Source organism: Streptomyces amakusaensis (genome assembly GCF_039532665.1).
GTDB classification, from domain to species: Bacteria; Actinomycetota; Actinomycetes; order Streptomycetales; family Streptomycetaceae; genus Streptomyces; species Streptomyces amakusaensis.
In genome coordinates, this window is sequence record NZ_BAAASB010000001.1 from 178337 (window position 1) to 196839 (window position 18503).

The 18503-nt window shown below is 72.0% G+C and carries 16 protein-coding genes; 8 read left to right on the forward strand and 8 right to left on the reverse strand.

The window, feature by feature from the left end; all coding sequences use genetic code 11:
* Nucleotides 1-8: 8 nt before the first annotated feature.
* Nucleotides 9-437 carry a PPOX class F420-dependent oxidoreductase gene (locus tag ABD371_RS00755; protein ID WP_344471467.1) on the reverse strand — a complete coding sequence of 143 codons (429 nt, stop codon included), beginning with the start codon at nt 435-437 and terminating at the stop codon, nt 9-11.
* A gap of 191 nt (nt 438-628) precedes the next feature.
* Between ABD371_RS00755 and ABD371_RS00760 the strand changes: the two genes are divergently transcribed.
* The 5 genes from ABD371_RS00760 to ABD371_RS00780 all read left to right on the forward strand — a co-directional run bounded on the left by ABD371_RS00760 (nt 629) and on the right by ABD371_RS00780 (nt 5657).
* A complete protein-coding gene (locus ABD371_RS00760) occupies nt 629-2263 on the forward strand; it encodes a penicillin-binding transpeptidase domain-containing protein (RefSeq protein ID WP_344471469.1) in 1635 nt (544 codons plus the stop codon).
* A gap of 91 nt (nt 2264-2354) precedes the next feature.
* A complete protein-coding gene (locus ABD371_RS00765; RefSeq protein ID WP_344471471.1) occupies nt 2355-2843 on the forward strand; it encodes a YbaK/EbsC family protein in 489 nt (162 codons plus the stop codon).
* A 106-nt stretch (nt 2844-2949) separates the two neighbouring features.
* On the forward strand, nt 2950-3786 hold the full coding sequence (locus ABD371_RS00770) for a hypothetical protein (protein ID WP_344471473.1): 837 nt from the start codon (nt 2950-2952) through the stop codon (nt 3784-3786).
* Between the two features lie 131 nt (nt 3787-3917).
* The gene (locus ABD371_RS00775; protein WP_344471475.1) at nt 3918-4739 is read left to right on the forward strand and encodes a DUF5707 domain-containing protein; all 822 of its coding nucleotides are present in this window, start codon (nt 3918-3920) and stop codon (nt 4737-4739) included.
* A 111-nt stretch (nt 4740-4850) separates the two neighbouring features.
* Entirely contained in the window at nt 4851-5657 is an 807-nt protein-coding gene (locus ABD371_RS00780) for a hypothetical protein (protein WP_344471477.1), read from the forward strand.
* 150 nt (nt 5658-5807) lie between these two features.
* Here the strand turns inward: ABD371_RS00780 and ABD371_RS00785 are convergent, their stop codons facing one another.
* Together ABD371_RS00785 and ABD371_RS00790 are read right to left on the reverse strand one after the other, a co-directional pair.
* Nucleotides 5808-6605: an SDR family NAD(P)-dependent oxidoreductase gene (locus ABD371_RS00785; RefSeq protein ID WP_344471479.1), complete on the reverse strand. Its 798-nt coding sequence runs from the start codon at nt 6603-6605 to the stop codon at nt 5808-5810.
* On the reverse strand, nt 6602-7759 hold the full coding sequence (locus ABD371_RS00790) for a serine hydrolase domain-containing protein (RefSeq protein WP_344472151.1): 1158 nt from the start codon (nt 7757-7759) through the stop codon (nt 6602-6604). The genes ABD371_RS00785 and ABD371_RS00790 overlap by 4 nt, the downstream gene beginning before the upstream one ends.
* Before the next feature lie 166 nt (nt 7760-7925).
* On the opposite strand from ABD371_RS00790, the gene ABD371_RS00795 reads away from it, so the two are divergent.
* A complete protein-coding gene (locus ABD371_RS00795) occupies nt 7926-8450 on the forward strand; it encodes a GNAT family N-acetyltransferase (RefSeq protein ID WP_344471481.1) in 525 nt (174 codons plus the stop codon).
* On the opposite strand, the gene ABD371_RS00800 is transcribed toward ABD371_RS00795, so the two are convergent.
* From ABD371_RS00800 to ABD371_RS00810, 3 genes are read right to left on the reverse strand one after another with little or no spacing between them, the layout of a single operon-like run.
* Nucleotides 8447-9235 carry an energy-coupling factor ABC transporter ATP-binding protein gene (locus ABD371_RS00800; protein WP_344471483.1) on the reverse strand — a complete coding sequence of 263 codons (789 nt, stop codon included), beginning with the start codon at nt 9233-9235 and terminating at the stop codon, nt 8447-8449. The two genes, ABD371_RS00795 and ABD371_RS00800, sit on opposite strands and share 4 nt — an antisense overlap.
* Nucleotides 9232-9990, reverse strand: a complete 759-nt coding sequence (gene cbiQ / locus ABD371_RS00805; RefSeq protein ID WP_344471485.1) for a cobalt ECF transporter T component CbiQ — start codon at nt 9988-9990, stop codon at nt 9232-9234. The genes ABD371_RS00800 and cbiQ overlap by 4 nt, the downstream gene beginning before the upstream one ends.
* Before the next feature lies 1 nt (nt 9991).
* Nucleotides 9992-11095 (reverse strand): energy-coupling factor ABC transporter permease, encoded by a 1104-nt coding sequence (locus ABD371_RS00810; RefSeq protein ID WP_344471486.1) that lies wholly within the window; start codon nt 11093-11095, stop codon nt 9992-9994.
* Nucleotides 11096-11326: 231 nt separating this feature from the next.
* On the opposite strand from ABD371_RS00810, the gene ABD371_RS00815 reads away from it, so the two are divergent.
* Nucleotides 11327-11680, forward strand: a complete 354-nt coding sequence (locus ABD371_RS00815) for an SsgA family sporulation/cell division regulator (protein ID WP_344471487.1) — start codon at nt 11327-11329, stop codon at nt 11678-11680.
* A gap of 125 nt (nt 11681-11805) precedes the next feature.
* Here ABD371_RS00815 and ABD371_RS00820 read toward each other — a convergent pair whose 3' ends face one another.
* The gene (locus tag ABD371_RS00820) at nt 11806-14043 is read right to left on the reverse strand and encodes an MMPL family transporter (RefSeq protein ID WP_344471489.1); all 2238 of its coding nucleotides are present in this window, start codon (nt 14041-14043) and stop codon (nt 11806-11808) included.
* Nucleotides 14044-14379: 336 nt separating this feature from the next.
* A complete protein-coding gene (locus ABD371_RS00825; protein ID WP_344471492.1) occupies nt 14380-14952 on the reverse strand; it encodes a TetR/AcrR family transcriptional regulator in 573 nt (190 codons plus the stop codon).
* A gap of 217 nt (nt 14953-15169) precedes the next feature.
* On the opposite strand from ABD371_RS00825, the gene ABD371_RS00830 reads away from it, so the two are divergent.
* The gene (locus ABD371_RS00830) at nt 15170-18487 is read left to right on the forward strand and encodes a S41 family peptidase (RefSeq protein ID WP_344471494.1); all 3318 of its coding nucleotides are present in this window, start codon (nt 15170-15172) and stop codon (nt 18485-18487) included.
* The last annotated feature ends 16 nt before the right edge of the window (nt 18488-18503 follow it).

Consider the following 18503-nt stretch of genomic DNA (forward strand, 5'->3'; position numbering starts at 1 on the left):
GGGCGGGTTCAGTCGGTGAGCCCGGAGACCGCGACCGCCTTGGCGACCTTGATCCGTACGGTGATCGAACCCGGGCCGCTGTTGCGCGCGCCGACCGCGGCGGCCACGTCCTCGCCCAGATACCGGGCCGCGATCCGGGTCGCCCAGTGCAGGGCCTGTTCCTGATCCTCACTCACCTCCGCCCGCCCCTGGAGGGTCACGAAGGCGAACGGCGGGGTCTCGTCGTCCACACAGATGGCGACCCTGCCGTCCCTGATCAGATTGCGGCCCTTGACCGACTCCTTGTCGGTGTTGAGGACCAGTTCGTCGCCGTCGAGGAGGAACCACACCGGAGCGATGTGCGGGCTGCCGTCGGCCCGTACGGTCGAGAGCTTCGCGGTGCGGGTGCCCTCCGAGACGAACGTGTGCCACTCGCCCTTCGTCATTGTTTTCGCCATTTGGCCATATTCCGACAGTTGCGGGATGACGGACGGTCAGGCACGCCGGGCGCGGGCCGCCGCATAGGTTCCGGTCCCGTAACAGGGCTGCCCCGGGAGCGTCCGCGTCCCGTAGGGTTCACGGGCCGGTTCCTTCTTGAACGTGTTCAAGAAGGATGGGGTGTCGAGGTGTCGAAGAGGGGCTGCAAGCCATGCGGAGTGGAGCGAAGGTCGCCGTCGTGGGCGGCGTCTTCCTGGTCATAGCCGGCGGCGTGGGGTACGGGGGCTACGCCATGCTCAGCGACGGGAGCGACGGCCGCGAGGCCCCCCGGGCGGAGAAGATCAGAACGGGTCCGCCGAGCGCGCGGGAGATCGAGAGGACCAGCACCGCCTTCCTCGCCGCCTGGGCCGAGGGCCGCACCGCCGAGGCGTCCCAGCTGACCAACAAGCCGGTGGACGCCGAGCCCCGGCTCGACGGCTACCGCGAGGACGCCAAGGTCTCCAAGGCGGTGATCACCCCGGGCACGCCCGTCGGCGCGAAGGTGCCGTTCACGGTCGAGGCGACGGTGACACACCAGCACGGCAGCAAGCCCTGGTCGTACTCCTCCGAGCTGACCGTGGTGCGCGGCAGGACGACCGGCCGGCCGCTGGTCGACTGGAAGCCCTCCGTGCTGCACCCCCGGCTGACGGAGACCACCACACTGGAGCTGGACGAGTCGGCCGCCCCGGGCTTCAAGGCCCTCGACCGTGAGAACCGGCCGCTGACGAAGGAGAAGTACCCCTCGCTCTCGACCGTCCTGGGCTCCCTGCGCCAGCGGTACGGCCGCGAGGAGGCGGGCGGCACCCCCGCCACCCGGCTGGTGCTCTCCTCCACCCTGGAGGGGGTGGCGAACCAGACCCTGCTGCCGCTGCACAAGGGCAGGCCGGGCACCCTGCGGACCACGCTCGACGCGGACGTCCAGGCGGCGGCCGAGCGGGCGGTGAAGCGGTACGGACAGGCGTCCGCGGTGGCGATCCAGCCCAGCACCGGGGAGATCCGGGCCGTCGCCGGCAGCCCGGCGGGCGGCTTCAACGCGGCGATGATGGGGACGCAGGCCCCCGGCTCCACGATGAAGATCGTGACGGCCGCGATGATGCTCGACAAGGGCATCGTCAAGGGGCCGGACGCGAAGGTGGAGTGCCCGGCGACGGTGAGCTGGGCGGGCGCGAACTTCCAGAACCTCGACAAGTTCGACATCCCGAAGGCCACCTTCCGGGACGCTTTCCTCCGCTCCTGCAACACCACCTTCATCAAGGCGGTCACCCCGCTCGGCAGCGGGGCGCGGGACACCGCGCTGGGCGAGACCGCGCGGAAGTACTTCGGCATCGGCCTCGACTGGCAGACCGGCGTCCCCAGCTTCGACGGCAGCGTGCCCGCGTCCTCCGGGACCGAGACGGCCGCCTCGTACATCGGCCAGGGCAGGATCACGATGAACGCGCTCACCATGGCGTCCATCAGCGCGACCGCGAAGAACGGGGCCTTCAAGCAGCCGGTCCTGGTGCCCGCCTCCCTCGACGACCGGCCGCTGGCCGAGGCCGAGCCGCTGCCGGGAGCCGTCGCCGGGGCGCTGCGGGACATGATGGGCGCGACCACCCGGGGCGCGGGCACCGGGCGGGCCGCGATGGCCTCGGTGACCGGCGTCAAGGGCGCGAAGACCGGCTCCGCCGAGGTCGAGGGACAGTCCAAGTCCAACAGCTGGTTCACCGGCTACGCCGACGACCTCGCCGCCGCCGCGGTCGTCCAGGCCGGCGGGCACGGCGGCGACGCGGCGGGCCCGGTGGTGGCGCAGGTGCTCAACGCCCGCTGAGCCTTCCGCGCCCTCGGGGGCCGACCGGGCCCGGCCCCCGTCGGCCGAATGTTTCTCGCGCGGCGGGCGGTGCGAGCGCTAGCGTGTCGCCATGAGCGATCAAGTCACCGAGGCCCACCCCCGATTCGCCGAGGCCCTGCGGGAGTTGGGCCTCGACGTGCCCGTACGCCGCTTCCCCGACGCGACCCGCACCGCCGCCGAGGCCGCCGCCGCGATCGGCTGCGACGTCAGCGAGATCGTGAAGTCGCTGATCTTCGCGGTGGACGGGGATCCCGTGCTGGTGCTGCTGGACGGCTCCTCCCGGGTGGATCTGGAGCGGGTGCGCGAGGAGCTGGGCGCGGACGCCGTCAAGCGCGCGAACGCGGACCTCGTACGGAAGACCACCGGCTACGCGATCGGCGGCGTACCGCCCTTCGGGCACCTCACCCGGACCCGGGTGCTCGCCGATCGCGCCCTGCTGGACCACCCGGTGGTGTGGGCGGCGGCCGGGACCCCGCACACGGTGTTCCCGCTCGACCCGAAGACGCTGATCGAGCACGCGGGCGGCAGGCTGGTGGACGTGCGCGAACGCGCGGCCTGAAAAATCCCGGGCAACTTCCCTTCCCCGTACAACCATTCACTCCCGTCCCTTGTCTACGTGTGCGAGTCAGCAGACTCATGAGCCACATCTGAGTACGGGGAATTACATGCGTTTTCGGATATCCGCCGCCGTCGTGACCGGTGCCGTCGTTCTCACCGGCCTCTCCGCCCCGGCCGTCCAGGCCGACGAGAAGCCGGCCGGCTTCTCGAAGGGCTTCGCCGCCAAGCCCCAGGGCGACGTCTCCACCGGCGACATCAAGATCTCGGACGTCTCCCTCAACGGCGGCAAGCCGGTCATCGTCGGCACCACCAAGGAGAAGAAGGTCACGCTGACCTTCAAGGCCATCGACAACTCGGGCGTCAAGGCGTCCTTCGCCTACCTGTGGCGGGGCACCGACCCCGAGGACCCGCAGGGCTTCTTCTTCGCCGACTCGGGCGGGGAGGACGTGAAGTGCAGCGGCAGCGGCAAGAAGACCAAGGCCACCTGCAAGGTGACCTTCACCATCGACCCGAGCTTCGACCTGTCCAACACCGACGCGGGCGGCGGCTGGCGGGTCATGGCCGCCGCGCAGGCCAACGACGGCAACGTCCGCGCGATGTACAAGGCCAAGTCCTTCAACCTGAACCGCGGCTCGCAGATCTCCATCAACGCCGCGCCCGAGCCGGTCAAGAAGGGCAAGGACCTCACCGTCACCGGGTCGCTGACCCGCGCCGACTGGGAGTCCGGCAAGTACATCGGCTACACCAAGCAGCCGGTGAAGCTCCAGTTCCGCAAGAAGGGCGCCAAGACCTTCACCACCGTCAAGACGGTCAGGACGGGCGACAGCCGCGTCCTGAGCACCACCGTCAAGGCCACGGTCGACGGCACCTACCGCTACTCCTTCGAGGGCAACTCCACCACCGCCCCCGTCACCAACGGCGGCGACTTCGTCGACGTCAACTGACGCGACAGCTCTGAAGGCCTCCTGAAGGCCCTCTCCACCGGATGCCCGCGCCCCCTCCCGGCCGCGGGCATCCGGCGCATCCGCACACCCCCTCCACGGCCTGCGGGCCGCCATCGCACCAGGGAAACAGCATGCGCTTTCGTGTCTCCGCCGCCGTCGTGACCGGGGCGATCGCCCTGACCGGCCTCTCCGCCCCGGCCGTCCAGGCCGACGAGAAGCCGGCCGGCTTCTCGAAGGCCTTCGCCGCCAAGCCCCAGGACGACATCTCCACCGGCGACACCAAGATCACCGACATCGTCCTCAACGGCGGCAAGCCGCTCGCCCTCGGCACCGCCAAGAAGACGTTCACCCTCACCTTCAAGGCCTCCGACAGCTCCGGCATCGAGTCCGCCTCCGGTCTCCTCTGGCGCGGCAAGGACTTCACCTCCGCCAAGGAAGGCATCCGCCCCGACCACGACGAGGTCAAGTGCAAGGGCGGCACCAAGGCCACCTGCACCGTCACCTTCACCCTCGACCCCCGCGCCGAGGACGCCACCAACTCCTTCGCCGGCGGCGGCTGGCACCTCGCCGTCTCCGCCCTCGGCAAGGACCGCAGCGTCCGCGCCATCTTCAAGGCCAGGACCACCAGCCTCCACCGCGCCTCCCAGATCTCCGTCAACGCCTCCCCCGAAGACGTGAAGAAGGGCAAGACCCTCACCGTCACCGGCTCCCTGAGCCGCGCCGACTGGGAGGCCAAGAAGTACACCGGCTACGGCAAGCAGTCCGTGAAGCTCCAGTTCCGCAAGAAGGGCGCCAAGACCTTCACCACGGTCAAGACCGTCAAGACCGACGCCAAGGGCAAGCTCAAGACCACCGTCAAGGCCACCGTCGACGGCACCTACCGCTACGCCTTCGACGGCACCTCCACCACCGCCCCCGTCACCAACGGCGGCGACTTCATCGACGTCCGCTGACACCCGGCCGTATCCGCTCCGACACGGCCTGAGCAGCGGATACAACCTTTTGGCGGGCTTGTCCGTCTGTGGTCGGTGAGTCACCGGACTCACCGACCGAACGGAAAGCACATGCGTATCCGGACATCCGCCGCCGCCCTCACCACCGGGGCCGTCGCCCTCACCGGGCTCACCGCCCCCACCGCCCAGGCCGATCAGAAGCCCGACGGCTTCTCGGCGTTCGCGGCGAAGACCCCGGGCGCCACCAAGATCACGGACGTCGTCCTCAACGGCGGCAAGCCGATCGTGCTCGGCCCCGCCAAGAAGAAGGTCACCCTCACCTTCAAGGCCGCCGACAGCTCCGGCATCGAGCTGGCGTTCGGCCTGCTCTGGCGCGGCAAGGACTTCGACTCCGCCAAGGAGAGGGTCAGTCCCGACCGGGACGAGGCCGGCTGCAAGGGCGGCACCAAGGTGACCTGCACCGTGACCTTCACCTTCGACACCCGGATGCCCAGCGCGGACAACGGCTTCGCGGGCGGCGGCTGGCACGCCGCCGTCGCGGCGCTGGCCAAGGACGACAGCACCCTCGTGCAGTTCAAGGCCAGGACCACCAGCCTCCTGCGCGCCTCCCAGATCTCGGTCAACGCCTCCCCCGAAGACGTGAAGAAGGGCAAGACCCTCACCGTCACCGGCTCCCTGAACCGCGCGGACTGGGGGACCAAGAAGTACACCGGCTACGGCAAGCAGCCCGTGAAGCTCCAGTTCCGCAAGAAGGGCGCCAAGACCTTCACCACCGTCAAGACCGTCAAGACCGACACCAAGGGCAAGCTCAGGACCACCGTCAAGGCCACCGCCGACGGCACCTACCGCTACGCCTTCGACGGCACCTCCACCACCGCCCCCGTCACCAACGGCGGCGACTTCATCGACGTCCGCTGATACGGATCCGGTCCCGGCCGCACCGGAATCAGCCTCGTACGGGCAAGGTGTGTGCGGCCGGGCCCCTGGCCTGTGAAGCGCTGATCCGGGGCTGAGCGCGGGCCCCGGGACCGGGGACCCGGGTGGTCTCCCGGTCCCGGGGCGGGGCCGCTACTCGGCTGTCGGGTCCGCTTCCGCGAGGATGTCGCGGAAGGCCATGTTCACGGAGGTGATGCCGCCGTCGACGCGGAGGGTGGTGCCGGTGATCCAGGAGGCGTCGCGGGAGGCGAGGAAGGCGACGGCGGAGGCGATGTCCTCGGGTTCGCCGACGCGGCCGAGGGGGTAGAGGCGGCGGCCCAGCTCGGCGAGGCCGTTGGAGTCGTCGGCCCAGGCACGGGTGCGGACGGTGCCGGGGTTGATCTGGTTGACGCGGACGCCGCGGGGGCCGGCGTGGCCCGCGAGGGTGCGGGTGAGGGAGGCGAGGCCGGCCTTGGCGGCGCTGTAGGAGTGGCCGTCGAAGTCGATCTCGGCGTTGACGGAGCCGATGTTGACGATCGCGCCCCGGCCGGAGGCCACCAGATGGGGCAGCGCGGCGCGGGCGCAGCGGAACGCGCCGGTCAGGGAGACATCGAGGTCGCGCTGCCAGGTGTCGTCGGGCTCGTCCTCGAAGAGCGGGGCGTCGGTGGCGCAGGCGAAGGCGTTGTTGACGAGGACGTCCAGGGTGCCGAAGTGCTCGACGGCGTACGCCACCGCCGCCTCGACCTGGTCCCGGTCGGCGACGTCGCAGCGGATGGACTCGGCACCGGGTATGGACCCGGCGGTCTTCGCGGCCTCCTCCTCGTCCAGATCGCTGACCAGTACGCGTGCCCCTTCCTCGGCCAGTCTCCGTGCGGTGGCCGCGCCGATCCCCCTGGCCGCGCCCGTGATCAGTACCCCGTACCCCTCGAAACGCCTCAACGGTTCAGTCATAGCGCTGAACGTACAGCGCGGATCAGGGCCTGAGCACGGGGATCAGCGGTAACTCCTTTCCGCAGACCGTTGGTTACATAGCCGAGCGCGACCCCCGACCCGGGGTCGGCGAGGCCGAGGGAGCCGCCGCGGCCGGGGTGGCCGAAGGAGCCGGGGCCGAGCAGGGGGGCCGCCGCGCCGTGGAGCATGAAGCCGAGGCCGTAGCGGGTGGGCACGACGAGGACGCGGTCGGGGCCCGCGGACTCCTCGGTGCGGGCGAGGGTGAGGGTGGCCGGGGCGAAGAGCCGACGGCCGCCGTCGACGTCGCCGATGGTCGCCGCGTAGAAGCGGGCGAGGGCGCGGGCGGTGGAGATCCCGCCGGAGGCGGGGAGTTCGGCGGCGCGGTAGCCGGGGTCGTTCTCGTCCGGCAGCGGGTCGATCGCGCCGAAGGCGCGGCGGGTGAGCGAGTCGGGGTCCCGGTAGGCCTCGGAGACCGCGCGCTTGGGGCGCAGGGTGAGTCCGGGCGCGGTGGGCGGCTCCTCGACCGGCCCGATGCGGCCGACCCGGTGGGCCTCCTCCGCGGGCAGCCCGATCCAGAAGTCCAGACCGAGCGGACGGGCGATCTCCTCGGCGACCCAGCGGCCCACGGTGCGGCCGGTGACCCGGCGGATCAGTTCGGCGGTGAGCCAGCTGTAGGTCTGCGCGTGGTAGCCGTGATCGGTCCCCGGCTCCCACGCGGGGCGCTGCGCGGCGAGCGCGGCCGGGCCGCTCCTCCCGTCGATCGCCTCGGCGGGGGTGAGCGGCCGGTCCAGCACGGGCAGGCCCGCGCGGTGCGAGAGAAGATGGCGCACCAGCACCCGCTCCTTGCCCGCCGCCTTGAACTCCGGCCAGTACGTGCCCACCGGCGCGTCCAGGTCGATCTGCCCCCGCTGGTGGAGCAGCAGCACCACGGCGGCGGCGACGCCCTTGGTGACGGAGCGGACCACCTGCGCGGTGTCCACCGCCCAGGGTTCCTCGCCGTCGACATCCCGGGTGCCGGCCCACAGATCGGCCACCTTGACCCCGTGCCGGTAGACGGCGACGGCCGCCCCCCGCTCGCCGCGCTCCTCGAAGTTGCGGACGAACGCGTCGCGTACCGCCTCGAAGCCCTCCGCCACCGTGCCCTGGACGTCCACTGTGTCCACTCTCCCGCTCCGTCGACCTCCCCCATGGTGCAACGGCGTGGATCGGCGCTCGCTTCCGGGGCCGGGCGAGGAGCACCGGAAATCCGTTTGAGCCGGAAATCGGGCCGTGTTACTACTTCCAGGCGAACTGCCGGAGCGAGCACACAAGGAAAAGACCATGATGCGGGGAGAGCTGGTGGGGCTGCGCGCCCTGGAGCCGTCGGACGCCGAGGCCCTGTGGCGCTGGAACCACGACCCCGAGGTCATGCGCTGGATGGACGACGGCCACCCCCAGTCCCTCGCCCGCACCCTCACCTCCCTTCAGGAGCGCCCCCGCAACTCCTACGGCGACGTCCTCCTCGGCGTCGAGGCCTCCGAGGACGACCGCCTCATCGGCCTGGTCCGGCTCCGCGACGCCGAGCCGGAGACCGGCTGCGCCGAGCTGGACATCTACCTGGGCGAGAAGGAGTACTGGGGCCGCGGCTTCGCCACCGACGCCCTGCGCAGGGTCTGCCGCTACGGCTTCGAGGACATGCGGCTGCACAAGATCTCACTCACCGTCGTCGTCGACAACCACGCCGCCCGCCGGGTGTACGACAAGGTCGGCTTCGTCGAGGAGGGCCGGCTCCGCTCGGTCTTCCGCCGCGACGGCCGCTGGTACGACCAGTACACGATGGGGCTGCTGGAGGGCGAGCTGCGCTAACCCGCGCCACCCGCCCGGCGGCCCGGGGCGGCGGGGACCGAGCGTGGGTCGAAGCCGTGGGGGAGTTCCAGGCGGTGGGCGCGCAGGAGGGGCTCGTCGGTGAGGAGTTGGGCGGTGGGGCCGTCGGCGGCGATCACGCCTTGGCTGAGGATGGCGGCGCGGGGGCAGAGTTCCAGGGCGTAGGGCAGGTCGTGGGTGACCATGAGCACGGTGATGTCCAGTTGGCGGACGATGTCGGCGAGTTCGCGGCGGGAGGCGGGGTCGAGGTTGGAGGAGGGCTCGTCGAGGACGAGGATCTCGGGCTCGGTGGCGAGGACGGTGGCGACGGCGACGCGGCGGCGCTGGCCGAAGGAGAGGTGGTGCGGGGGGCGTTCGGCGTACTCGGTCATGCCGACGCGGTCGAGGGCGCGGGTGACGCGGGTGCGGAGTTCCTCGCCGCGCAGGCCGGCCGAGGCGGGGCCGAAGGCGACGTCCTCGCGGACGGTGGGCATGAAGAGCTGGTCGTCGGGGTCCTGGAAGACGATGCCGACGGTACGTCTGATCCGGGCGAGGTTCTCGCGGGCCATCGGGAGCCCGGCGACGGTGACGGTTCCCGCGCCGGCGGCGAGGATGCCGTTGAGATGGAGTACGAGGGTGGTCTTGCCCGCGCCGTTGGGGCCGAGGAGGGCGACCCGTTCGCCGGGGGCGACGGTGAGGTCGACGCCGAAGAGGGCCTGGCGTCCGTCGGGGTAGGCGTGGGCGAGGCCCCGGATGTCGAGCGAGGGGACGGCGGTGCGGGCGGTCACAGGGTCACTCCCAGGAGGCAGACGGTGAACGCGGCGGCGGGGAGCAGGGCCGTGCGCGCCCACTGGGCGCGGGTGGCGGCGGGGTGGTCGGGCACGGGCGGGGACCCGGTGTACCCGCGGCTGACCATGGCGAGGTGCACCCGCTCGCCGCGTTCGTAGGAGCGGATGAAGAGCGCGCCGGCCGTTGTGGCGAGGACGCCCCACTGGCGTACGCCCCGGGCCTCGAAGCCGCGTGATCTGCGGGCGACGGACATCCGGCGCAGCTCGTCGGCGACGACCTCGCCGTAGCGGAGCATGAAGGAGGCGATCTGGGTCAGCCGCGCGGGGAGCCGCAGCCGCTGGAGGCCGAGGAGCAGGGAGCGCGGGTCGGTGGTGGCGGCGAGGAGCAGGGAGGCGGTGACGCCGAGGGTGGCTTTGGCGAGGATGTTCCACGCGCCCCAGAGGCCGGGGACGCTGAGCCGGAGGCCGAGGACGGTGGTGTGTTCCCCGGGGACGACGAAGGGGAGCAGCAGCGCGAAGGCCGTGAAGGGGACCTCGATGAGCAGCCGGCGGGCCAGCAGGCCCGGCGGGACGCGGGCGAGGGCGGCGACGGCGGCGAGGAGCAGCGCGTACAGGCCGAAGGCCCAGAGGGCGGTGCGCGGGGTGCAGGCGACGGCGAGGACGAAGCAGAGCACGGCGACGAGCTTGCAGTGCGCGGGGAGGGTGTGGACCGGCGAGTGGCCGGGGCGGTGGAGGGAGCGGTGGGCGCCGCCCATGTCAGAGGGTCTCCGGCGCGCGGGCGGGCCGTCGGCGTCGGGCTCGGCGGCGGCGTCGGGCGGTGAGGCGGAAGAGTCCGATGCCGACGGCGGCGGTCGCGCCGACGCCGATGACTCCGGCGAGTCCGACGGAGAGCCGGGGGTCGGTGATGTCCGCGACGCCGTAGTCGGCGAGCGGCGAGCCGGCGGCGGGGTGGTCGCGGACCTCGGCGTCGATGCCGTGGTCGGCGGCGACCTTCTCCAGGCCGTCGGGGCTGGCGGAGGCGTAGAAGGAGACTCCCCCGGCGAGGACGAGGGCGGCGGCCAGACCCGCGAGCCGGATCCGGCGCGAGGAGGCGGCGGAGGCCGGGGAAGAGGCGGGAGCGGGGGCGGTGACCGTCGTCGCGTCGACGAGCCGGCCGCCGACGCGGAGCTTGAGCGCGGGGGCGAGTCCCCGCGCGCCGTGGACCAGGTCGGGCCGTACCGCGAGGACCGCGCCGACGGTGAGCGCGGTGATGACGCCCTCGCCGAGGCCGATGAGGGTGTGCACGCCGGTCATCGCGGCGAGCACGGTGCCGGTGGGTACGTCGGTGGTGCCGCCGACGGCGTGGAGCAGGGTGAAGGCGGCGGCGGACGCGGGTACGGAGATCAGCGCGGCGGCGAAGGAGGCGGCGGTGACCGAGCGCCGGGCGCGCGGCAGCACGGCGAGCAGGGCGCGGAAGATCCCGTACGCCACGGCGACGGTGACCACGCCCATGAGGACGATGTTGACGCCGAGCGCGGTGAGACCGCCGTCGGCGAAGAGGAGGCTCTGCGTCAGCAGGACGACGGAGAGACAGAGGACGCCGGTGAAGGGGCCGACGAGGATCGCGGCGAGCGCGCCGCCCAGCAGATGGCCGCTGGTGCCGGCGGCGACGGGGAAGTTCAGCATCTGGGTGGCGAAGACGAAGGCGGCGACCAGCCCGGCGAGCGGGGCGGTGCTCTCGGGGTGGGGGCCGAGGGCGGTGGCGGGGCCCGCGGCCGGCTCCCGGCGGGCTCCCCGGAGGCTGATCGCGAGGGCCGCGGCGGCCACGGCTCCGGTCGCGAGGGACACGGGTGCGTTGATGAATCCGTCGGGCACATGCATGGCGCGCTCCGCATCGGACAGACGAGGACTGCGGCGAGGACTACGACGAGGACTACGACGAGCACTGCCCGTCGATAGTGGGCCTGTTGCACATCGCTCGCAAGAGCGGGCCGGTCACAGAAAGGGGTCGAACAACGGATCGAACATCCCGTCGAACACCATGCGGAATCGATGCTTCACGTAAAATATGGGACATTAGAGGGCAAATAAGACGAGTGTGAGGAGCAATCGATGCCCGCCGCCGTCAAAGATCTCGCCTGGGGCCGGATAGTCACCGACGCTCCCCAGGAGCGTCCCGTGCGCGTCGCCCTCTGCTACGAACCGTCCGAGGACCCCGGAGCGGTCCGGTTCTCCTTCCCGGGCGGGCGCGACGTCCCCCGTGACTGGACCTTCCCGCGCGAGCTGCTGGAGAGCGGGCTGCGCTCCCCCGTACGCGAGGGGAATGTGGAGGTCTGGCCCTGCGGCCGGGTCCAGGCGGTGGTGGAGCTGCACACCGCGGACGGGGTGTCGGTGGTCCAGTTCGACACCAGCGCGCTCAACAGATTCCTGCGCCACACCTACGCGGCGGCGACCCCGGCGCGCTGAGCGGCGTACGGCGGACGCCCGCCCGGCCCACCCGTGTACGGCGGTGGCCGCACCCCTCGCGTGGAGGAGTGCGGCCACCGTCGTCTCCGTATCCGCGCCCGGCGGACCGGCGGGATCCCGAAGGGTCAGACGCGAGCCAGCTCGCGGTCGTCGTCCGGACCCGCCTGAGCGTGGCCGAGCTGCTTCTGGAGCTGCTCGCCCTCCACGTCCACATTGGGCAGCGCCCGGTCGAGCCAGCGCGGCAGCCACCACGCCTTGTGACCGAGGAGCGCCAGCACCGCGGGCACGATGGCCATCCGGACCACGAAGGCGTCGAAGATCACCGCGATCGCGAGACCGAAGCCGATCATCGTGACCATCTGCTCGCCGGAGCCGATGAAGCCCGCGAAGACACCCACCATGATCGCCGCGGCGGCGGTGACGACCCGCGCGCCGTGCTTGAAGCCGGTCACCACGGCCTCGCCGGGACGCTCGCCGTGGACGTACGCCTCGCGCATCCGGGTGACGAGGAAGACCTCGTAGTCCATCGCCAGACCGAAGACGACACCCACCATGAAGATCGGCATCATCGACATGATCGGACCGGGCTGCTCCACATTGAACAGCTCGCCGAGCCAGCCCCACTGGAAGACCGCGACGACCGCGCCCAGCGCCGCGAGGACGGAGAGCAGGAAGCCGAGGGCCGCCTTCAGCGGAACCAGGATGGAGCGGAAGACCAGCACCAGCAGCAGGAAGGCGAGGCCGACGACCAGGGCCAGATAGGGCACCAGCGCGTCGTTCATCTTCTGCGAGAAGTCGATGTTCAGCGCCGTGGTGCCGGTGACCAGGACCTTCGCACCGGTGTCGGAGGCGATGTCCTTGCCGGAGTCACGGATGTCGTGGACCAGGTTCTCGGTCTTCACCGAGGAGGGGCGGTCCTTGGGGACCACGGTGACAAGACCGGTGTCGCCGGCCTCGTTCAGCGGGGCGGGGATGACCACGGCCACCCCGTCGAGCTTGCCGATCCGCTCGGCGACCTCGTCCACCGCGGCCTTGGGGTTCTCGCTCTTCTTGGCGTCGACCACCAGGGTCAGCGGACCGTTGAAGCCGGGGCCGAAGCCGTCGGAGAGCAGGTCGTACGCCTTGCGGGGGCTGGAGGAGGGGGCCGAGGAGCCCTCGTCGGGCAGACCCAGCTGGAGCGAGCCGACCGGGACGGCGGCGATGCCGAGGCCCACCACGCCGACGAGCAGCACGGCGATCGGGCGGCGCAGGACGAAGCGGGCCCAGCGGGTGCCCATGTTGGGCTTGTCGGAGACCGGGTCGGGACCCTGGCGGCCGGAGAGCTTGGCCTCCTTGCGGGCCTTGCGGACCTTGCGGCCCAGCACCTTCTCGCCCGCGAAGCCCAGCAGCGCCGGGATCAGGGTGATCGCGATGACGACGGCGATGACCACCGTGCCCGCCGCGGCGAAGCCCATCTTGCTGAGCATCGGGATGTTCACGACGGCCAGGCCGACCAGGGCGATGACCACGGTGAGACCGGCGAAGACCACCGCGGAGCCCGCGGTGCCGGTGGCCCGGCCCGCCGCCTCCTCGCGGGAGTGGCCCTCCAGCAGCTCCGCGCGGTAGCGGGAGACGATGAAGAGCGCGTAGTCGATGCCGACCGCGAGACCGATCATCATCGCCAGGGTGCCGGTGGTGGTGCCCAGGTCGAAGACGTTGGCCAGCGCGGTGATCGAGGAGATGCCGACGCCGACGCCGATGATGGCGGTCAGCAGCGGAAGACCGGCCGCGATCAGCGAGCCGAAGGTGATGGCCAGCACGATCGCCGCGATGACGATGCCGATGACCTCGGCGGAGGACGGGTCGACCTCCGCCATGGCGGCGTCGCCGCCGATCTCCACGGTCAGCCCGGAGTCCCGGGCCTTCTCGCCGGTGTTCGTCAGCGCCTCACGCGTCTGGTCGGTCAGCTCCATGCCGCTGACCTTGTAGCTGACGGAGACGTACGCCGTGCCGGCGTCCTTGGAGACCGCGCCCGCGGTGTACGGGTCGGCGACGGAGGCGACCTGGTCGGAGCCCGCCTTCAGATCGGCGATGACCTTGTTGACCTCGGTCTTGTTCGCCGGGTCGGTCATCTTCTGACCGTCGGGGGCCTTGAAGACGATCCTGGCGGTCGCGCCGTCGGCGCTGGCCCCCGGGAATCGCTCTTCCAGAACGTCGAAGGCCTGCTGGGACTCGGTGCCCGGGAGGGCGAACCCCGGGTCCTTGGGGGTGGAGGCACTGGAGGCGGCGACACCCGCGAGCACCAGCAGCGCCACCCATATCAGAGCGACGAACCGGCGTCTGCGGAAGGCGAACCGGCCGAGTTTGTAGAGGAACGTGGCCACGAGGGCTTACTCCCGTTATTGAAGACGGAACAGGACATGGGGAGTCGGCCCGACGGACGAGAGCAGCGCGCGTCAGGTACGGGGGTGGTGCGTGAGCGGGGTGGGGAGAGGCTCTGGGGAGAGCCGGGGCTCGAAAAGGGCTCGGGGGAACCCGCGGGCCCGCTGGGGAAGGGGCCCGAAGTCTCAGGGAAATCAGGGGAAGCAGAGAGAACAGGGGGAACGGAAGGGGCGGGGCTCAGGGCTCAGGTGGGGGGCTCACGGAGACTCAGCGGTGCGGAGAGGGCCGACAGCGGGGGCAGCCGCCCACTCCTCGGCCGCTGGGAGTACGGTGACGCATCAGGCCTCCAGCGCCGGGAGGACGACGGCGTCCACGTACTGGCGGAGGAACTCGATGTCCGGCGGCCGGACGTCGACCACCTCTCGGGCGAAGAACACACCGAGCAGCATGTGCGGCAGGAAATCCTTCGCGGGGTTGTCCTCGCGGATCTCCCCCCGCTCGACCGCCCGCCGCACCACGGTCTGGAGCTCGCCCGTGTCGGGCTCGACCAGCTGCTCCCGCAGCGCGCGGTGGAGATCGGGGTGGGTGTGGATGGCCTGGAACAGCCCGCGCAGCAGCGCGGTGTCCCGCGCCATCTCGGCGTCGTCGCCCCGGCAGACCATCGCGTGGAAGTCACCGCGCAGCGAGCCGGTGTCGACCTGGCTGCTGTTGTGCGGGGACAGCTCGCGCAGCGCCTTCGCCACCAGCTCGGGCTTGCCGCCCCACTGACGGTAGAGGGTGGCCTTGCTGGAGCGGGTACGGGCGGCGATCGCGTCCATCGTGAGGGCGTCGTACCCCACTTCGCGCAGCAGATCGAGGACGGCGCCGAAAAGCTCGCCCTCGCGCTCCGGCGTCAGCCGACTGCGTGTCATGACGGGCCTCCCCCCACCGATCGAATGATCAACCGAACGAAACGGTTTCGTACACTTAGGAATTTACTCCACCGCTCATCGAAACGAAAACGTTTCGCTTGTGTCCTCGGTCACGCCCCGGCGGCACCCGGGGTGCCCCCGGCCGCCGCCACCCGGAATGCCTCCGGCCGCCGTCGCCGGAGTTGCCGCCGCCCCGGAGCGCGGAAAGCATTGGGGGGTGAGCGACGACGTGGCGTATCTCCGCTTCCCGCATCTCCACGGCGATCTGCTGTGCTTCGCCGCCGAGGACGATCTCTGGGTCGCGCCGCTGGTCCCCGCGGGCCGCCGGCCGGACCGGGCCTGGCGGCTCACCGTCGACCGGACCCGGGTCGGACACCCCCGCTTCTCGCCGGACGGCGAGAGCATCGCGTACACGAGCTGGCGCAGCCTCGACCCGGAGATCCATCTCGTCCCGGTGGCGGGCGGCCCCGCCCGGCGGCTCAGCTACTGGGGGTCGGCCGACACCCGGGTCTGCGGCTGGGCCCCCGACGGCCATGTGCTCGCCGTCTCCTCGCACGGCCAGCCCTTCTCGTACTTCTCCTGGGCCTACAGCGTCCCCACCGACGGCTCCCCCGGCGGACAGCTCCCCTGGGGTCCCGTCTCGGACATCGCCGTCGCCGACGACCCCGGCGGCGAGCGGCGCACCCTGCTGCTCACCGGGAAGCCGCCGCACGAGCCCGCCTTCTGGAAGCGGTACCGGGGCGGGGCGACCGGGCGGCTCTGGCTGCACGGCCGGCGGCTGCTGGCCGAGCTGGACGGGCACCTGGAGTGCCCGATGTTCGTCGGCGGCCGGATCGCCTTCCTCTCCGACCACGAGGGCATCGGGAATCTCTACTCGTGCCTGCCGGACGGTTCCGGGCTGAGGCGTCATACCGACCATGACGCTTTTTACGCCCGTCATGCCTCCACCGACGGCCGGCGAGTCGTCTACCAGTGCGCGGGCGAGCTGTGGATCGCCGGGGAGCTGACCGATCCCGCCTCGGTCCCGCGCAGGCTGGACGTGCGGCTCGGCGGGCCGCGCACCGGCAGACGGGTCCATCAGGTGCCGGCCGCCAGCCATGTGGACGCGGTCTCGGTGGACACCACCGGCCGGGCGAGCGCCGTCTCCGTGCGGGGCAGTCTGTACTGGCTCACCCACCGCGACGGCCCGGCGCGCACCATCGCGGACACCCCGGGGGTACGGGTGCGGCTGCCGGTGATGCTCGGCGCGGGCGGGCAGGTGGCGTATGTGACGGACGCGGAGGGCGAGGACGCGGTCGAGATCGCCTATCTGCCCCGGGCCAGCGGCGACCGGGAGCCGAGACGCCCCGCGTCCGGAGAGCTGGGCCGGGTGCAGGAGATGGTGTCGGACCCGGCGGGCGAGGTCCTGGCGATCGCCTCGCACGACGGGCGGCTGCTGCTGCTGGACGCGCGGGAGGCGGAGCCCGGGGAAGCCGATACGGACGCTCTCAAAGACACGGGGGCGGCGGGCGGCGGCGGTCCGGTCGAGCTGGCCCGGTCCGACAACGGCCCGGTGCGCGATCTGGCCTTCTCCCCCGACGGCTCCTGGCTGGCCTGGTCCCAGCCCGGCGTCGGCCGGTCGCTGCGGCAGATCAGACTGGCCCGGATCGCGGACCGGACCGTCGTCGACCTCACCGACGGCCGCTTCGAGGACGAGAATCCGGTCTTCACCGGCGACGGCCGCTATCTCGCCTTCCTCTCCTGGCGGGGCTTCGACCCGGTGTACGACGTCCACACCGGGGACCTGTCCTTCCCGCTGGGCTGCCGCCCCTATCTCGTCCCCCTGTCCTCGGCGACCCCCTCGCCCTTCGCGCTCTCGCCGGACGGGCGGCCGGCGGCGGGCGGACTCGATCCGCTGGAGGAGTCCGACGCCCCGCAGGCCGAGGGCGCGGCCCCGCCGCTGGTGGTCGAGACGGAGGGGCTGGAGAGCCGGGTGACGCCGTTCCCGGTGGCGGCGTCCAAGTATTCGGCGATGTGCCCGGTGAGCGGCGGCGGGCTGGTCTGGCTGCGCTGGCCGATCTCCGGCGCGCTCGGGGAGACCTTCGCCAATCCGGCGGACATGTCCGGGCGTCCCACCCTGGAGCACTTCGACATCTCCAAGGCGCGGCGCACCGAACTCGTCGGCGATCTGGACTGGTTCGCGGTGAGCGGGGACGGCACCCGGCTGGTGGTGGTCGACGAGGACGAGCTGAGCGCGGTCCCGGCGACCGAGCCCGCCGACGGGGACTCGACGGTGCTGCTGGACCTGCGGCGGATCCTGCACGAGGTGGACCCGGCGTCCGAGTGGCGTCAGGCGTACGCCGAGGCGGGCCGGCTGATCCGGGCCTACTTCTGGGACCCGGGGCTGAGCGGCGTCGACTGGGACGCGGTGCTCGACCAGTACCGGCCGCTGGTGGAGCGGGTGGCCTCGCCGGACGAGTTCGCGGATCTGCTCCGCGAGGTGCTGGGCGAACTGGGCACCTCGCACGCCTATGTCTCCCCGGCGCGCCGCAACGAGGGGCCGCCGCACTACCAGCGGCCGATGGGGCTGCTGGGCGCCAATCTGATCTGCCGGGACGGGAACTGGCTGGTGAAGAGGATCCTTCCCGGCGAGTCCTCCGACTCCAAGGCGCGCTCCCCGCTGGCCGGGGCCGGGATCCGCGAGGGCGCGGCGATCACCCATGTGGACGGCCGCCCGGTGGACCCGGTCGCGGGCCCCTTCCCGATGCTGTCGGCGGCCGGCGGCACCACGGTCGAGCTGACCTTCCGGCCCGCCGAGGGCGGCCCCGGCTCCCGCCGGGTCGCGGTGGTCCCGCTGGTGGACGAGCGCCCGCTGCGGTACCAGGACTGGGTGGCGAAACGCCGTGCGGTGGTCCGCAGGCTGAGCGGCGGGGCCTGCGGCTATCTCCACATCCCGGACCTGGGCGGCTCCGGCTGGGCGCAGTTCAACCGCGATCTGCGGCTGGAGGTCTCCCGTCCGGCGCTGATCGTGGACGTACGGGGGAACGCGGGCGGCCACATCAGCGAGCTGGTGGTGGAGAAGCTGAGCCGGAGGATCCTCGGCTGGGATCTGACCCGGGACGCCCAGCCGGTCTCGTACGCCTCCAACGCGCCGCGCGGGCCGGTCGTCGCCCTGGCGGACGAGGCGACCTCCTCGGACGGCGACATGATCACGGCGGCGTTCAAGCTGCTGGGCCTCGGGCCCGTGGTGGGCTGCCGGACCTGGGGCGGGGTGGTGGGGATGACGGGACGGCACCAGCTGGGCGACGGCACGGTGATCACCGTGCCAATGAACGCGGCCTGGTTCGACGCCTACGGCTGGTCGGTCGAGAACCACGGCGTCGAACCGGATCTGCCCGCGCTGCGAACCCCGCTGGACTGGGCGGAGGGCCGCCACGCGGGCCTGGACGACGCGGTCCGCCTCGCGCTGGAGATGCTCGCCGAGCACCCGGCGGCGAGCCCGCCGGGTTACGACGCCGTGCCGGACCGCCGGCGGCCCGTCCTCCCGCCCCGCTGAAGACACGGCCCAGGGG

Excerpts from the sequence above, each read along its gene's own strand:
- ABD371_RS00755 (WP_344471467.1), bottom strand. The coding sequence starts at position 437 with ATGGCGAAAACAATGACGAAGGGCGAGTGGCACACGTTCGTCTCGGAG.
- ABD371_RS00760 (WP_344471469.1), top strand. The coding sequence starts at position 629 with ATGCGGAGTGGAGCGAAGGTCGCCGTCGTGGGCGGCGTCTTCCTGGTC.
- ABD371_RS00765 (WP_344471471.1), top strand. The coding sequence starts at position 2,355 with ATGAGCGATCAAGTCACCGAGGCCCACCCCCGATTCGCCGAGGCCCTG.
- ABD371_RS00770 (WP_344471473.1), top strand. The coding sequence starts at position 2,950 with ATGCGTTTTCGGATATCCGCCGCCGTCGTGACCGGTGCCGTCGTTCTC.
- ABD371_RS00775 (WP_344471475.1), top strand. The coding sequence starts at position 3,918 with ATGCGCTTTCGTGTCTCCGCCGCCGTCGTGACCGGGGCGATCGCCCTG.
- ABD371_RS00780 (WP_344471477.1), top strand. The coding sequence starts at position 4,851 with ATGCGTATCCGGACATCCGCCGCCGCCCTCACCACCGGGGCCGTCGCC.
- ABD371_RS00785 (WP_344471479.1), bottom strand. The coding sequence starts at position 6,605 with ATGACTGAACCGTTGAGGCGTTTCGAGGGGTACGGGGTACTGATCACG.
- ABD371_RS00795 (WP_344471481.1), top strand. The coding sequence starts at position 7,926 with ATGATGCGGGGAGAGCTGGTGGGGCTGCGCGCCCTGGAGCCGTCGGAC.
- cbiQ (WP_344471485.1), bottom strand. The coding sequence starts at position 9,990 with ATGGGCGGCGCCCACCGCTCCCTCCACCGCCCCGGCCACTCGCCGGTC.
- ABD371_RS00810 (WP_344471486.1), bottom strand. The coding sequence starts at position 11,095 with ATGCATGTGCCCGACGGATTCATCAACGCACCCGTGTCCCTCGCGACC.
- ABD371_RS00815 (WP_344471487.1), top strand. The coding sequence starts at position 11,327 with ATGCCCGCCGCCGTCAAAGATCTCGCCTGGGGCCGGATAGTCACCGAC.
- ABD371_RS00825 (WP_344471492.1), bottom strand. The coding sequence starts at position 14,952 with ATGACACGCAGTCGGCTGACGCCGGAGCGCGAGGGCGAGCTTTTCGGC.